Source organism: Variovorax paradoxus (assembly GCA_016806145.1).
In the GTDB taxonomy this organism is placed as follows: domain Bacteria; phylum Pseudomonadota; class Gammaproteobacteria; order Burkholderiales; family Burkholderiaceae_C; genus Variovorax.
On record CP063166.1, the window covers coordinates 577,911 to 591,865 of the forward strand.

The window sequence follows — 13,955 nt, forward strand, 5'->3', positions numbered from 1 at the left end:
TCGTCAAGGCGCCAGGAAAGTACCGAGCTTGCGGCCCAGCACGGCGGCGGCTTCTTCCCATGTGGATTGGACGCCGATTGTAGAAAGGTCGACCGTTTGCAGCCCGGCGTAGCCGCAAGGGTTGATTCGCGAGAAGGGTTCGAGGTCCATCGCGACGTTGAGCGCCACGCCGTGGTAGGTGGCGTGGCGGCTGACCTTGATGCCCAGCGCGGCGATCTTGCCGAGGCCGCGGAACGGGTCGTGCGCGGGCCGCGGGCCGGTGAGGGCGGCATGCGAGAACGGGTCGTCCAGCCGCACGTAGATGCCGGGCGCGCCGGCCACGCGGTGGCCGGTGACGCCGAAATGCGACAGCGTGCGCAGCACCGCTTCCTCGAGCCGGTAGACGTATTCCTTGACGAAGTAGCCCGCGCGGCGCAGGTCGATCAGCGGATAGGCCACCACCTGGCCCGGACCGTGGAAGGTGACCTGGCCGCCGCGGTCGGTCTGCACCACGGGGATCTCGCCGGGGTTGAGGATGTGGTCCTGGCGGCCCGCGATGCCCTGCGTGAAGACCGGCGCGTGCTCGCAAATCCATAGCGCGTCGTGCGTGTCGGGCGTGCGTTCCAGCGTGAACTGCTTCATCGCGGCGAAGGTGGCGGCGTAGTCGACGCGGCCTTGCCAGTCGAGGGCGATGGGGGGCGCTGCGGTGTCGGTGCTCATCGTGGGGTCTGCCGCTCGGGCAGGGTGCGGGTCTCGCCGATGGCGAGCGTGAAGAAATCGTCGGCGGCCACGCCCTGGGCCTGGCGCGCGGCGGCGAGGTCGCGCGGCGGCTGGTCGAGCACCTCGTCGGTCAGCGCGAAGGTGCCCCAGTGCACGCCCAGGCTGCGCTTGGCGCCGAGTTCGCGGTGGATGCACACGCTCTCCTCGGGATTCACGTGCTGGTCCTTCATGAACCAGCGTGGCTCGTAGGCGCCCACGGGCAGCAGCGCGAGGTCGAAGCCGCCGCCCTGGGCCGGGCCCTGGCGCGGCGCGAAGCGGGCCTGGATGTCGGCGAAGTCGCGCGAATAGCCGGTGTCGCCCGAATAGAAGAGCTGCAGCTTCGGCGACAGCACGGCGAAACCGCCCCACAGCGTCTTGAGGCGGTCGCCGAGGCCGCGCGCGCTCCAGTGCTGGGCGGGCGTGAGGAAGACCTGGGTGGCGTCCGTCGCGGTCGCGAGGCCCGCGCCGTTGCGCTGGATGCGCACCTGCGAAGCCTGCGGCGGGGCGCTGCCGGTGCCGGTGCCGGTCGGCAGCTCGAGGCTGTCCCACCAGTCGAGCTCGACCGCGTTGGCGATGCCGCGCTCGGCCAGCCAGGGGGCGATGCCCAGCGGCACCACGAACAGCGGCGATCCGCCGGCCTGCGCGGCGAGCGCCTTCACGCTGGCCTCGTCGAGGTGGTCGTAGTGGTTGTGGCTGATCAGCACCAGGTCGATGCGCGGCAGCTCGGCCAGCGCCAGGCCCGGCGGCTGGAAGCGCTTCGGGCCCGCGAACGAGACCGGCGAAGCGCGCTCGCCGAACACCGGGTCGGTCAGCACGTGGAGGCCGCCGTTCGCGGTCGGCAGCTGCACCAGCACGGTGGCATGGCCGATGAAGGTGGCGGTGGGGCGCATCGGCTGCGCCGTGGCGTTGGCGCGCAGCAGCGCGAGCTCGGGCTTGACCACCGGCGGCGGCGCATCGGGCGCCTTCGGCAGGCCCTTGAACCACGACGGGATCTGCCAGCGCACCAGCACGTCGATGAAGAAGTTCTTGGGCTGGAACTCGACGTAGTTGTCCTGGAAACCGTCAGGCCGGTGGTGCGGGCGGCTCGCGTCGTAGTAGGGATTGGGGGCGGTGGAGCAGGCCACCGCCAGTCCGCCCGCGCACAGCGCGGCCGCGAGGTGCCGCCAGCGTGTCAGCGCACAACGCGGCATCGCTCGCCCGTGCTCAGAGCACGACCTTGACCATCGGGTGCGAGGACAGGGCGCGGTAGATGTCGTCGAGCTGCTCGCGGCTGGTGGCGGTCACGGTGATCGTCACGCCGAGGTAGTTGCCGGCCTTGCTGTCGCGCAGCTCGACGGTGGTGGCGTCGAAGCTCGGGTCGAAGCGCTCGGCGATCTGGGTGATCGCGTGCACGAAGCCGTCGACCTTCGCACCCATCACCTTGATCGGGAACTGCGAGGGGTACTCGATCAGCGAATCCTTGCGCGGATCGGTGACGGCGTCGGTGGCGGGCGTGTCGGGACGGTCGGTGCTCATGCGGATACTCCTCGTGGCGGCTGCTGCGCCTGTGCGTTGTGTCGCTTGGCCTCCTGGTAGGCCGCGTACAAGCTCTGGTAGATGGGGCCGGGTCGGCCATTGCCAATGGGCTGGTCGTCGAGCAGCGTCACCGGCAGCACCTCCTTCGTGGCCGAGGAGATCATCAGCTCGTCGGCCGCGAACACCTCCTCGCGCGCGATGCGCCGCAGCACGAACGGGATGCCGCGCTCGGCGCACAGGCGCTCGAGCAGGCCGTAGCGGATGCCGGTCAGCACCAGGTTGTCGCGCGGCGGGCCGAACACGGTGCCGTCCTTGACCACCCAGACGTTGCTCGAGGCCGCCTCGCTGAGCCATTCGTCGCGGAACATCACGGTCTCGGTCGCGCCCGCGTCGACGCCGATCTGGCGCGCGATCACCGCGCCCAGCAGGCTGGTACTCTTGATGTGCGCCTTGGCCCAGCGGAACTCGTCGGCCGTCACGCATTTCACGCCGTTCGTGCGCGCCGCTTCGTTCGGCAGGGTGAGCCGATTGACCATCGCGAAGACGGTGGGCGCGATGCCCTGGACCATCGCGTGGTCGCGCGGTGCGACCCCGCGCGTGACCTGGATGTAGACTGAAACGGTCGCCTCGTTCGCGGCCGAGTCCACGAGCCGCTGCGCCAGGGCGCGCCAACCCTCGCGGTCGTGCGGGTTCGCAATGCGGACCTCGGCGAGCGAACGCTCGAGCCGGGCCAGGTGCTCGTCGAGGCAGAACAGGTGGCCGTCGTAGGCCGGGATCACTTCGTAGATGCCGTCGCCGAAGATGAAGCCGCGATCGAGGACGCTGATCTTCGCGTCGCGCAGCGGAAGGTAGTCGCCATCGAGATGGCACAGGGTGGCGGGCAGGGCTTGCATGGCGCAAATTATGAGCGCCGTCCCCAATGTGTCGCTTGTGCGCCCAAGATGTCCGGATCGGGGCGGGTTTGTCCTTATAATCAGAGGCTTTGTAGAATTCTCGGCAGGCAAGGGGTTCGCATTCCAAATGACAACCAGGACCCCCGAAGCCGAACCCGAGGTCGAAATCTCTGATTTCGAGCCGCTCACGTCCGAAGAGGCGCGGCGGCTGCGCGAGCAAAATCCCGAACTGTCGCCCTGGTGGGTGATCGGGGCCCAGGTGGCCTTGGGAGTGATCGTGGCGGGAGTTGCATGGGTGTGGACGGGACTGTCGTCGGCCGCCGTGTCGGGGCTCTACGGAGCGATCGCGGTGGCCTTGCCGGCGGCGCTGTTCGTTCGAGGCGTACGGCGCGGAACGGGAGCAGTGTCACAGTCCGCTGCCATGCTGAGGTTTTTTGTGTGGGAGTCGATCAAGATCGTGCTGACCGTGGCCATGCTGGTTGCGGCGCCGTGGCTGGTCGGAGGGCTGAACTGGCTGGCGCTGGTCGCTGGCGTGATCGCCGCCCTGAAGACGTACTGGATCGCACTCGTGGTGCGGCCCAGGTTGTTGAACCGGATTTGACTTGTTTAAAAAGAGACGCTGAAGATGGCCGCCGAAGGACACGCACCGACTGCGAGTGAGTACATCGTTCACCACCTCCAACATTGGCAGGTCGACTGGAATCTCAATCCCGTGGTGCAGAAGTCGATCGTCGACTTCAACATCATCAATCTCGACTCGATCCTGTATGCGCTGATCATCGGCGCGCTGGGTTGCTTCGTGCTGTGGCTGGCCGCGCGCAAGGCCTCGTCGGGCGTGCCGGGCCGCTTCCAGGCCGCGGTCGAGATCCTGGTCGAGATGGTCGACAACCAGACCAAGGCCAACATCCACAACGCCAAGAGCCGCAAGTTCATTGCGCCGCTCGCGCTCACGGTGTTCGTCTGGATCTTCCTGCTCAACGCGATGGACATGCTGCCGGTGGATCTGCTGCCGGCCATCTGGGCGAAGCTGCATGAAGTTGCCGGCCACGATCCGCACCACGCGTACATGCGCGCCGTGCCCACGGCCGACCTGTCCACCACGCTGGGCCTGTCGACCTCCGTGCTGCTGCTGTGCCTGCTCTACAGCATCAAGATCAAGGGCGCCGGCGGCTGGGCGCACGAACTGGTGACCGCGCCGTTCGGCACCAGCAAGAACCCCGTGTTTGCCGTGATCCTCGGCATCGTCAACCTGCTCATGCAGATCATCGAGTACGTGGCCAAGACCGTGTCGCATGGCATGCGGCTGTTCGGCAACATGTACGCGGGCGAACTCGTTTTCATGCTGATCGCGCTCATGGGTGGTGCGATGGCTGCGTCGTTCTCGGGAGTGCTGTTGCCAGTGGGCCACGTCATTGCCGGTACTGTCTGGGCGATCTTCCACATTCTGGTGATCACGCTCCAGGCATTCATTTTCATGATGCTGACGCTCATTTATCTGGGCCAGGCTCATGAGGCCCACTGAGGCTCGGTTCCCTTTCGTTCTTTTTCTTTTGCATTCATCCAGTTAAATCTAAGGAGTCATCATGGAAGCATCCAACGTTCTCGGTCTCGTTGCCCTCGCCTGTGGTCTGATCGTCGGTCTCGGCGCTATCGGTGCATCGATCGGTATCGCCCTGATGGGTGGCAAGTTTCTGGAATCGTCGGCCCGTCAGCCCGAGCTGATGAACGACCTGCAGACCAAGATGTTCATCTTGGCCGGTCTGATCGACGCGGCCTTCCTGATCGGCGTGGCCATCGCCCTGCTGTTCGCGTTCGCCAACCCCTTCCTGTCCGCCCTGCCGAAGTAATCCGGTTTCAACGCCACTCTAGAAAGGTGTTGCCGTGAGTATCAACGCGACCCTGTTCGTTCAGGCCATCGTCTTCCTGTTGCTCGTGCTGTTCACGATGAGATTCGTGTGGCCGCCGATCGCGAAGGCTTTGGATGACCGGGCACAAAAGATCGCCGCGGGCCTGGCGGCCGCCGACAAGGCCAAGGCCGAACTGCAGTCCGCCAACCAGCGCGTCGAACAGGAACTGTCGGCGTCTCGCACCGAGACCGCCAGCCGTCTTGCCGACGCCGAGCGCCGCGCCCAGCAGATCATCGAGGAAGCCAAGGGCCGTGCGAACGAAGAGGCCAACAAGATCGTCGCGGCTGCCCGCGACGAGGCCGAGCAGCAGACCGTGCGCGCCCGCGAAGCGCTGCGCGAGCAGGTTGCCGCGCTGGCCGTCAAGGGTGCCGAGCAGATCCTCCGCAAGGAAGTCGATGCCGGCGTCCATGCCGACCTGCTCCAGCGCCTGAAGACCGAGCTCTGAGGACGACATGGCCGAACTCGCGACCATTGCCCGTCCCTACGCTGAAGCGCTGTTCCAGGCCAGTGCCGGCAACCTCGACGCCACCACCGGCTGGATCGACCAGCTGGCCGCGGTCGTCGGGAACCCGCAGCTGCTGCAGTTCGCGGCCAATCCCAAGGTCGCGCCCGAGCAGGTCGTCGGCCTGGTCGCCGGCCTGTTGTCCCAGCCGCTGCCGGACCTCGGCACGAACTTCCTGCGCACCGTCCTCGACAACGGCCGCCTCGCGGCCGTTCCCGAGGTGGCGGTCCAGTTCCGTGCCCTCAAGAACGCCAGCAGCGGTTCGTCCGATGCGGTGATCTACAGCGCCTTCCCGATCGAAGGCGCCGCGCTGCAGGACATCGAGGCGGCGCTCGTGCGCCGTTTCGGTCGCAAGCTCAAGACGAGCGTCGCGATCGATCCCGAGCTGATCGGCGGCATCCGTGCCGTGGTCGGCGACGAGGTGCTCGACATGTCCGTCAAGGCCCGGCTCGAACAAATGAAAGCTGCGCTCACCGCCTGAGGCGGTCTGTCGCCGCGGTAAGCCCTATTTATTGAAAGAAGGAAAGAGTCATGCAACTCAATCCCGCAGAAATTTCCGAGCTGATCAAGAGCCGCATCGAAGGGCTTGGCGTCAGCGCAGACATCCGTAACCAGGGCACCGTGGTGTCGGTGACCGACGGCATCGTGCGCGTGCACGGCCTGTCGGACGCGATGCAGGGCGAAATGCTCGAGTTCCCGCCCACGGCCGACGGCGTCCCGTCGTACGGCCTGGCGCTGAACCTCGAGCGCGATTCCGTCGGCGCCGTGATTCTGGGCGAGTACGAGCACATCTCCGAAGGCGACACCGTCAAGTGCACGGGCCGCATCCTGGAAGTGCCGGTGGGCCCCGAGCTCATCGGCCGCGTGGTCAACGCGCTGGGCCAGCCGATCGACGGCAAGGGTCCGATCAACGCCAAGATGACCGACGTGATCGAGAAGGTCGCACCGGGCGTGATCGCACGGAAGTCCGTCGACCAGCCGATGCAGACCGGCCTCAAGTCGATCGACTCGATGGTGCCCGTCGGCCGTGGCCAGCGCGAGCTGATCATCGGCGACCGCCAGACCGGCAAGACCGCCGTGGCGATCGACGCGATCATCAACCAGAAGGGTCAGAACATGACCTGCGTCTACGTCGCGATCGGCCAGAAGGCTTCGTCGATCAAGAACGTGGTGCGCTCCCTCGAACAAGCCGGCGCGATGGACTACACCATCGTGGTGGCCGCATCGGCGTCGGAATCGGCCGCCATGCAGTACGTGTCGGCCTACTCGGGCTGCACGATGGGCGAATACTTCCGCGACCGCGGCCAGGACGCCCTGATCGTCTATGACGACCTGTCGAAGCAGGCCGTGGCCTACCGTCAGGTGTCGCTGCTGCTGCGCCGCCCGCCGGGCCGCGAAGCCTACCCCGGCGACGTGTTCTATCTCCACAGCCGCCTGCTCGAGCGCGCGGCCCGCGTGAACGCCGACTACGTCGAAGCCTTCACCAAGGGTGAAGTCAAGGGCAAGACCGGTTCGCTGACCGCGCTGCCGATCATCGAAACGCAAGCCGGCGACGTGTCCGCCTTCGTTCCGACCAACGTGATCTCGATCACCGACGGCCAGATCTTCCTGGAAACCAGCCTGTTCAACGCCGGCATCCGTCCCGCCATCAACGCCGGTATCTCGGTGTCGCGCGTGGGTTCGTCGGCACAGACCAAGGCGATCAAGGGCCTGTCGGGCGGTATCCGTACCGACCTCGCGCAGTACCGTGAACTGGCTGCGTTCGCGCAGTTCGCTTCCGACCTCGACGAAGCCACCCGCAAGCAGCTCGACCGCGGTGCCCGCGTGACCGAACTGCTGAAGCAGGCCCAGTACAGCCCGCTGTCCATCTCGCTGATGAGCGCGTCGCTGTTCGCGGTCAACAAGGGCTTCATGGACGATCTCGACGTCAAGAAGGTCCTGGCCTTCGAGCACGGCCTGCACCAGTTCCTCAAGACCAGCCACGCGGCCCTGCTCGACAAGGTCGAACAGGCCAAGGCGATCGACAAGGACTCGGAAGCCGAACTGCACGCGGCGATCACCTCGTTCAAGAAGTCGTTCGCCTGATCGACCCCCAAAGGAATCCTCATGGCAGCTGGTAAGGAAATCCGCGGCAAGATCAAATCGGTGGAGAACACCAAGAAGATCACCAAGGCCATGGAAATGGTGGCCGCGTCGAAGATGCGCAAGGCGCAGGAACGCATGCGCGCCGCCCGCCCCTACAGCGAGAAGATCCGCAACATCGCGGCCAACCTCGGCCAGGCGAATCCGGAGTACACGCACGCGTTCATGAAGGAGAACGAGGCCAAGGCCGCGGGCTTCATCGTCGTCACGACCGACAAGGGTCTGTGCGGCGGCATGAACACCAACGTGCTGCGCGCCGTGACCGCCAAGCTGCGCGAGCAGCAGTCGGCCGGCAACGCGGTCGAGGCGGTCGCCATCGGCAACAAGGGCCTGGGCTTCCTCAACCGGATCGGCGCCCGCGTGGTGTCGCATGTCACCCAGCTGGGCGACACGCCGCACCTCGACAAGCTGATCGGCCCGGTCAAGGTGCTGCTCGACGCGTACGCCGAGGGCAAGCTGAGCGCCGTGTACCTGTGCTACACGAAGTTCATCAACACGATGCGCCAGGAATCGGTGGTCGAACAGCTGCTGCCGCTCGCCTCCGAGACGCTGCAGGTCGAGAGCGGCCAGCACGCCTGGGACTACATCTACGAGCCCGATGCGCAGAGCGTCATCGACGAGCTGCTGGTGCGCTACGTGGAGTCGCTGGTCTACCAGGCCGTGGCCGAGAACATGGCGTCCGAGCAATCGGCGCGCATGGTCGCGATGAAGGCCGCCACCGACAACGCGGGCAACGTGATCAGCGAACTGAAGCTGGTCTACAACAAGACCCGCCAGGCCGGCATCACGAAGGAGCTTTCGGAAATCGTGTCGGGCGCGGCCGCAGCGGCGGGCGTCTGATCGAGGCAGTGCACAGGGCCACATTGCCCACGGGTTCGTACGCGGACCGGTGACAACGGCCCAGCTCATAACAAGGGGACCCGACTCAATGAAGAAACTTCTCGCCCTGGTAGCCGTGGCTGCCGCTCTGACCGCCTGTTCCAAGAAGGAAGAGGCACCGGCACCCGCGCCCGCTCCGGCGGCCGCACCGGCGCCGGCGCCTGCTCCCGCTGCATCGGCTCCCGCCGCGGCACCGGCAGCGCCCGCTTCGGCACCGGCTGCAGCAGCACCGACGGCTTCGGCCGCCGACCTGCCGCAAGAGTGCAACGACTACCTGACGAAGGTCAGCGCCTGCGTCAGCTCGCAAAGCGGTGCCGCCGCCGACGCGATGAAGGCCAGCCTCGACCAGACCAAGGCGACCTGGGCTTCGATGGGTGCCGACAAGGCCGCCCTGGGCCAGGCCTGCAAGGCGGCGTCGGACGCTTTCGCCGCGCAAGCCACGGCGATGAAGTGCTGAGCACGGCGAGCGTAGAGATCCGAACGCATCGTCATTGACCTCGAGGATGCCGGCCCGGCCGGCATTCTTGCAAAAGCGGCCCGCATTGGCACCAGGACGCTTCTGCAAGAACCTGTCGCAAATTTATTGAGAATCCATCCAGAAGGAAACGCCATGGCTGAAGGAAAAATTGTCCAATGTATCGGCGCCGTGGTCGACGTGGAGTTCCCGCGTGACCAGATGCCCAAGGTGTACGACGCCTTGAAGTTCGAAGGCAGCGCGCTGACCCTCGAAGTGCAGCAACAGCTCGGTGATGGCGTGGTGCGTACGATTGCACTGGGCTCGTCGGACGGCCTGCGCCGCGGCCTCATCGTGACCAACACCGGCGCACCCATCACGGTGCCGGTCGGCAAGGCCACCCTCGGCCGCATCATGGACGTGCTGGGCGCGCCCATCGACGAGCGCGGTCCCGTCAGCCAGGAACTGACCGCCCCCATCCACCGCAAGGCGCCCGCGTACGACGAACTGTCGCCCTCGCAAGACCTGCTGGAAACCGGCATCAAGGTGATCGACCTGGTGTGCCCGTTCGCCAAGGGCGGCAAGGTGGGCCTGTTCGGCGGCGCCGGCGTGGGCAAGACCGTGAACATGATGGAACTCATCAACAACATCGCGAAGGCCCACTCGGGTCTGTCGGTGTTCGCCGGCGTGGGTGAACGTACCCGCGAAGGCAACGACTTCTATCATGAAATGTCGGACGCCAAGGTGGTGGACCTCGACGACCTGCCGAACTCGAAGGTGTCGATGGTCTACGGCCAGATGAACGAACCCCCGGGCAACCGTCTGCGCGTGGCGCTGACCGGCCTGACCATCGCCGAGTCGTTCCGCGACGAAGGCCGTGACGTTCTGTTCTTCGTCGACAACATCTACCGCTACACGCTGGCCGGTACCGAAGTGTCGGCACTGCTGGGCCGCATGCCTTCCGCCGTGGGCTACCAGCCGACGCTGGCCGAGGAAATGGGCCGCCTGCAAGAGCGGATCACCTCGACCAAGGTCGGCTCGATCACCTCGATCCAGGCCGTGTACGTGCCCGCCGACGACTTGACCGACCCGTCGCCCGCCACCACCTTCGCCCACCTGGACTCGACCGTGGTGCTGTCGCGCGACATCGCTTCGCTCGGTATCTACCCCGCCGTGGACCCGCTGGACTCGACCTCGCGCCAGCTCGACCCGAACGTGGTCGGCGAAGAGCACTACAACGTGGCCCGCTCGGTGCAAGGCACGCTGCAGCGCTACAAGGAACTGCGCGACATCATCGCGATCCTGGGCATGGACGAACTGGCGCCCGACGACAAGCTCGCCGTGGCCCGCGCCCGCAAGATCCAGCGTTTCCTGTCGCAGCCCTTCCACGTGGCCGAAGTGTTCACGGGCTCGCCCGGCAAGTACGTGCCGCTGTCGGAAACCATCCGCGGCTTCAAGATGATCGTGAACGGCGAAGCCGACCACCTGCCGGAACAAGCGTTCTACATGGTGGGCAGCATCGACGAAGCGTTCGAGAAGGCCAAGAAGGTCGCTTAAGAAGGAATCACCATGGCAGGCACCATTCATGTGGACGTGGTCAGCGCGGAAGAGTCGATCTTCTCGGGCGAAGCCAGGTTCGTCGCGCTGCCCGGTGAAGCCGGTGAGCTCGGCATCTATCCGCGCCACACCCCGCTGATCACGCGCATCCGCCCCGGCGCCGTGCGCATCGAAACGGCCGACGGCAACGAGGAGTTCGTCTTCGTCGCCGGCGGCATCCTCGAAGTGCAGCCGAACGCCGTGACCGTGCTGTCGGACACCGCGATCCGCGGCAAGGACCTCGACGACGAGAAGGCCAACCAGGCCAAGGCCGTTGCCGAGGAAGCGCTGAAGAACGCCAAGAGCGACATCGACATCGCGATGGCGCAATCGGAACTGGCCGTGATGGCCGCGCAGATCGCAGCGCTGCGCAAGTACCGCCAGAAGAAGTAAGCCCGCGGGCTTGCTCCTCGAAAAAGCCGCTCACTGAGGCGGCTTTTTTTCGTCCCGCCCCGGCGAGAGGCGGGGGCCTCAGGATCGAATCGAGCCACCTTCGATCCAAATATGGTCGAAGTTAAGCCTTGCCCGGCTGAAGCCGGCCTCCTAGTATTCGCCTTCGCCCGCCGGCCTCGATGCCGCCGGGTCACCACAAAGAACCGGAGACAAGCGCGCGTGGCACCCTGGAGCGGCATCACTGCGGACGAAATGCGTTTGCTGGAGACCACCTTCTGGTCGGCCGGCGGTTCGCGCCATGCCATGGCCGAGGAGCTCGGCTTCTCCAAGAGCAAGGCCAATGCGCTCATCGCCGGGCTGCTCGAGCAGGGCCTCCTGGCCGAAGCCGGCCTGCAGCGCTCCTCGGGCGGGCGCCGTCCCGAGAACCTCCAGCTCCATGCCGACCTCGGCGTGCTCGTGGGCGTCGACATCGGCGCCACCAGCCTCGGCGTCGCCGTGCTGCAGCCCGACCTCACGGTGCTCGCGCAGCACGAGGAAGCGGCCGACGTGCGCGACGGCCCCGCGGTGGTGCTGGCGCGCGTGCGCGCGCTGATGCGCGAACTGCTGGGCCGCTGCGGCCGCACGGCGCGCGACGTGTTCGGCATCGGCATCGGCGTGCCCGGGCCGGTCAACTTCGAGATCGGCCAGCTCGTCAATCCGCCGCTGATGCCGGCCTGGGACAGCTTCTCGATCCGCGACTACCTGCGCGAGGATTACGCCGCGCCGGTGTTCGTCGACAACGACGTCAACCTGATGGCCCTCGGCGAACTCTGGCGCCTCAAGCGCTCGCTCTCGAACTTCCTCGTCATCAAGATCGGCACCGGCATCGGCTGCGGCATCGTCTGCCACGGCGAGGTCTACCGCGGCGCCGCCGGCTCGGCCGGCGACGTGGGCCACATCTGCGTCGACCAGGAAGGGCCGCGCTGCCATTGCGGCAACCTGGGCTGCGTCGAGGCGATGGCGGCCGGTCCCGCGATCACGCGCATGGCGGTGCAGGCGGCCGAGGCCGGCGAGAGCGCCGTGCTGGCCGAGGTGCTGCGCAGCCAGGGCCGCATCGAGGCCCTCGACGTGGGCCAGGCCAGCCGCGCCGGCGATCCCGCGGCCAACGCCATCGTGCAGCGCGCGGGCAACCTCATCGGCCAGATGCTGGCTTCGGTCGTCAACTTCTTCAATCCGTCGCATGTGTTCATCGGCGGCGGCATCACGCGCATCGGCCCGCTGTTCCTCGCGGCCGTGCGGCAGAGCGTCTACCAGCGCTCGCTCGCGCTGTCGACGCGCCACCTCGAGATCCAGTACACGCCGCTGGCCGCGCAGGGTGGCCTGATCGGCGCCGGCGTGCTCGCGATGCAGCAGAGCCTCAAGGCGAGGGGGATCGCGCCATGAGCGAAGTGCAGGACAAGACTAGCGTCGCGGTCGAATTCGACGGCGTGCGGAAGTCCTTCGGCCCGGTGCAGGTGCTGCACGGCGTGAGCTTCGCGCTCGCGCCCGGCAAGGTCTACGGCCTGCTCGGCGAGAACGGCGCGGGCAAGTCCACGCTGATGAAGATCCTCTCGGGCTACGAGGGCCTCACGGGCGGCGCGCTGCGCATCAACGGCCAGCCGCAGCAGTTCGCCGGCTCGCGCGATGCCGAGGCGCTGGGCATCGTGCTGATCCACCAGGAGTTCAACCTCGCCGAGGACCTGAGCATCGCGCAGAACATCTTCCTCGGCCACGAGAAGAAGAAGGGCCTGTTCCTCGACGACGCCGCGATGGAGCGCGAGTCGTCGGCCGCGCTGGCGGCAGTGGGCCTGCAGGCCGATCCGCGCACCAAGGTGCGCCGGCTCATCGTGGCCGAGAAGCAGCTGGTGGAGATCGCCAAGGCCATCGCGCGCCGCGCGCGCCTCTTGGTGATGGACGAGCCCACCGCCACGCTCACGCCCGGCGAGACCGAGCGCCTGTTCAAGCTGATCGCGCAGCTGCGCGCCGACGGCGTGACCATCGTCTACATCTCGCACAAGCTCGACGAGGTCGAGCGCGTGACCGACGAGGTGATCGTGATGCGCGACGGCCGCTTCGTCGCGCGCTCGCCCACGGCCGAGGTCACGCGCCAGCAGATGGCCAACCTGATGGTGGGCCGCGAGCTGGCCGACCTCTATCCGCCGCGCGATCCGGTGTCGGCAGCGCAGGCGCCCGCGATGCGCGTGCAGGGCTTCAGCGTGCCCGGCTGGGCACGGGACGCGAGCTTCGAGGTGCGCCCCGGCGAGATCCTCGGCTTCGCGGGCCTGGTCGGCGCCGGCCGCACCGAGCTGTTCGAAGGCCTGCTGGGCCTGCGGCCCGCCGCCGGCAGCGTCGAGATGCTCGGGCGCGCGGTGCCCGGCGGCAAGGGCTGGCGCAGCCCGCGCGATGCCGCGAAGCACGGCCTCACCTACCTGAGCGAGGACCGCAAGGGCAAGGGCCTGCACGTGCATTTCGGCCTGCGCCAGAACCTCACGCTGATGGCGCTCGAGCGCTACGCCACGCCCTGGCTCAAGCCCGAGGCCGAGCGCGGCGCGCTGGCCGAGGCGGTCAAGGACTACGGCATCCGTGCCGGCTCGCTCGAGGTCAAGGCCTCGTCGCTGTCGGGCGGCAACCAGCAGAAGCTCGCGCTCGCCAAGGTGCTGCAGCCGCGCCCGCGCGTGGTGGTGCTCGACGAGCCCACGCGCGGCGTCGACGTCGGCGCCAAGCGCGACATCTACTTCCTGGTCCAGCGCCTGGCGCGCGAGGGCCTGGCCGTGATCGTCATCTCGTCCGAGCTCATGGAGCTGATCGGCCTGTGCCACCGCGTCGCGGTGATGCGCGCGGGCCGGCTGGTCGCCACGCTCGACGCCGACCACCTGAGCGAAGAAGCGCTCATCGCCCACGCCACCGGCGCGCACTGA

General features: G+C 67.1%; 16 protein-coding genes. 12 read left to right on the top strand and 4 right to left on the bottom strand.

Features of this window, described 5'->3' with window-relative positions; genetic code table 11:
- Positions 1-3: 3 nt before the first annotated feature.
- Genes lipB through INQ48_02790 form a run of 4 tightly spaced genes read right to left on the bottom strand, consistent with a single transcriptional unit; the run spans position 4 to position 3,146 of the window.
- Positions 4-699 carry a lipoyl(octanoyl) transferase LipB gene (lipB, locus tag INQ48_02775; GenBank protein QRF58213.1) on the bottom strand — a complete coding sequence of 232 codons (696 nt, stop codon included), beginning with the start codon at positions 697-699 and terminating at the stop codon, positions 4-6.
- Positions 696-1,928, bottom strand: coding sequence for an MBL fold metallo-hydrolase (locus INQ48_02780; GenBank protein QRF58214.1), 1,233 nt, complete (start codon positions 1,926-1,928; stop codon positions 696-698). The genes lipB and INQ48_02780 overlap by 4 nt, the downstream gene beginning before the upstream one ends.
- A gap of 13 nt (positions 1,929-1,941) precedes the next feature.
- Complete coding sequence (locus INQ48_02785; GenBank protein QRF58215.1) at positions 1,942-2,253, bottom strand: DUF493 family protein; 312 nt, start codon at positions 2,251-2,253, stop codon at positions 1,942-1,944.
- Complete coding sequence (locus INQ48_02790; GenBank protein QRF58216.1) at positions 2,250-3,146, bottom strand: D-amino acid aminotransferase; 897 nt, start codon at positions 3,144-3,146, stop codon at positions 2,250-2,252. The genes INQ48_02785 and INQ48_02790 overlap by 4 nt, the downstream gene beginning before the upstream one ends.
- Before the next feature lie 127 nt (positions 3,147-3,273).
- On the opposite strand from INQ48_02790, the gene INQ48_02795 reads away from it, so the two are divergent.
- The 12 genes from INQ48_02795 to INQ48_02850 all read left to right on the top strand — a co-directional run bounded on the left by INQ48_02795 (position 3,274) and on the right by INQ48_02850 (position 13,955).
- The gene (locus INQ48_02795; protein QRF58217.1) at positions 3,274-3,747 is read left to right on the top strand and encodes an ATP synthase subunit I; all 474 of its coding nucleotides are present in this window, start codon (positions 3,274-3,276) and stop codon (positions 3,745-3,747) included.
- A 24-nt stretch (positions 3,748-3,771) separates the two neighbouring features.
- Positions 3,772-4,668 carry a F0F1 ATP synthase subunit A gene (atpB, locus tag INQ48_02800; GenBank protein ID QRF58218.1) on the top strand — a complete coding sequence of 299 codons (897 nt, stop codon included), beginning with the start codon at positions 3,772-3,774 and terminating at the stop codon, positions 4,666-4,668.
- Between the two features lie 61 nt (positions 4,669-4,729).
- The gene (atpE, locus tag INQ48_02805) at positions 4,730-4,993 is read left to right on the top strand and encodes a F0F1 ATP synthase subunit C (GenBank protein QRF58219.1); all 264 of its coding nucleotides are present in this window, start codon (positions 4,730-4,732) and stop codon (positions 4,991-4,993) included.
- 34 nt (positions 4,994-5,027) lie between these two features.
- Complete coding sequence (locus INQ48_02810) at positions 5,028-5,498, top strand: F0F1 ATP synthase subunit B (GenBank protein ID QRF58220.1); 471 nt, start codon at positions 5,028-5,030, stop codon at positions 5,496-5,498.
- A 7-nt stretch (positions 5,499-5,505) separates the two neighbouring features.
- The gene (locus INQ48_02815) at positions 5,506-6,036 is read left to right on the top strand and encodes a F0F1 ATP synthase subunit delta (GenBank protein QRF58221.1); all 531 of its coding nucleotides are present in this window, start codon (positions 5,506-5,508) and stop codon (positions 6,034-6,036) included.
- 50 nt (positions 6,037-6,086) lie between these two features.
- A complete protein-coding gene (locus INQ48_02820) occupies positions 6,087-7,640 on the top strand; it encodes a F0F1 ATP synthase subunit alpha (GenBank protein QRF58222.1) in 1,554 nt (517 codons plus the stop codon).
- A 21-nt stretch (positions 7,641-7,661) separates the two neighbouring features.
- Positions 7,662-8,537, top strand: coding sequence for a F0F1 ATP synthase subunit gamma (gene atpG, locus INQ48_02825; GenBank protein ID QRF58223.1), 876 nt, complete (start codon positions 7,662-7,664; stop codon positions 8,535-8,537).
- 88 nt (positions 8,538-8,625) lie between these two features.
- Entirely contained in the window at positions 8,626-9,033 is a 408-nt protein-coding gene (locus tag INQ48_02830; protein QRF58224.1) for a hypothetical protein, read from the top strand.
- Between the two features lie 153 nt (positions 9,034-9,186).
- A complete protein-coding gene (atpD, locus tag INQ48_02835; GenBank protein QRF58225.1) occupies positions 9,187-10,587 on the top strand; it encodes a F0F1 ATP synthase subunit beta in 1,401 nt (466 codons plus the stop codon).
- Positions 10,588-10,599: 12 nt separating this feature from the next.
- Positions 10,600-11,019 (top strand): F0F1 ATP synthase subunit epsilon, encoded by a 420-nt coding sequence (locus tag INQ48_02840; GenBank protein ID QRF58226.1) that lies wholly within the window; start codon positions 10,600-10,602, stop codon positions 11,017-11,019.
- 252 nt (positions 11,020-11,271) lie between these two features.
- Positions 11,272-12,441, top strand: a complete 1,170-nt coding sequence (locus INQ48_02845) for an ROK family protein (GenBank protein ID QRF60581.1) — start codon at positions 11,272-11,274, stop codon at positions 12,439-12,441.
- Positions 12,438-13,955 carry a sugar ABC transporter ATP-binding protein gene (locus INQ48_02850; GenBank protein QRF58227.1) on the top strand — a complete coding sequence of 506 codons (1,518 nt, stop codon included), beginning with the start codon at positions 12,438-12,440 and terminating at the stop codon, positions 13,953-13,955. Before INQ48_02845 ends, INQ48_02850 begins: the two co-directional genes overlap by 4 nt.

Coding starts and splice junctions, on each gene's coding strand:
- lipB (QRF58213.1), bottom strand. CDS start 699: ATGAGCACCGACACCGCAGCGCCCCCCATCGCCCTCGACTGGCAAGGC.
- INQ48_02780 (QRF58214.1), bottom strand. CDS start 1,928: ATGCCGCGTTGTGCGCTGACACGCTGGCGGCACCTCGCGGCCGCGCTG.
- INQ48_02785 (QRF58215.1), bottom strand. CDS start 2,253: ATGAGCACCGACCGTCCCGACACGCCCGCCACCGACGCCGTCACCGAT.
- INQ48_02790 (QRF58216.1), bottom strand. CDS start 3,146: ATGCAAGCCCTGCCCGCCACCCTGTGCCATCTCGATGGCGACTACCTT.
- INQ48_02795 (QRF58217.1), top strand. CDS start 3,274: ATGACAACCAGGACCCCCGAAGCCGAACCCGAGGTCGAAATCTCTGAT.
- atpB (QRF58218.1), top strand. CDS start 3,772: ATGGCCGCCGAAGGACACGCACCGACTGCGAGTGAGTACATCGTTCAC.
- atpE (QRF58219.1), top strand. CDS start 4,730: ATGGAAGCATCCAACGTTCTCGGTCTCGTTGCCCTCGCCTGTGGTCTG.
- INQ48_02815 (QRF58221.1), top strand. CDS start 5,506: ATGGCCGAACTCGCGACCATTGCCCGTCCCTACGCTGAAGCGCTGTTC.
- INQ48_02820 (QRF58222.1), top strand. CDS start 6,087: ATGCAACTCAATCCCGCAGAAATTTCCGAGCTGATCAAGAGCCGCATC.
- atpG (QRF58223.1), top strand. CDS start 7,662: ATGGCAGCTGGTAAGGAAATCCGCGGCAAGATCAAATCGGTGGAGAAC.
- INQ48_02830 (QRF58224.1), top strand. CDS start 8,626: ATGAAGAAACTTCTCGCCCTGGTAGCCGTGGCTGCCGCTCTGACCGCC.
- atpD (QRF58225.1), top strand. CDS start 9,187: ATGGCTGAAGGAAAAATTGTCCAATGTATCGGCGCCGTGGTCGACGTG.
- INQ48_02840 (QRF58226.1), top strand. CDS start 10,600: ATGGCAGGCACCATTCATGTGGACGTGGTCAGCGCGGAAGAGTCGATC.
- INQ48_02845 (QRF60581.1), top strand. CDS start 11,272: ATGCGTTTGCTGGAGACCACCTTCTGGTCGGCCGGCGGTTCGCGCCAT.
- INQ48_02850 (QRF58227.1), top strand. CDS start 12,438: ATGAGCGAAGTGCAGGACAAGACTAGCGTCGCGGTCGAATTCGACGGC.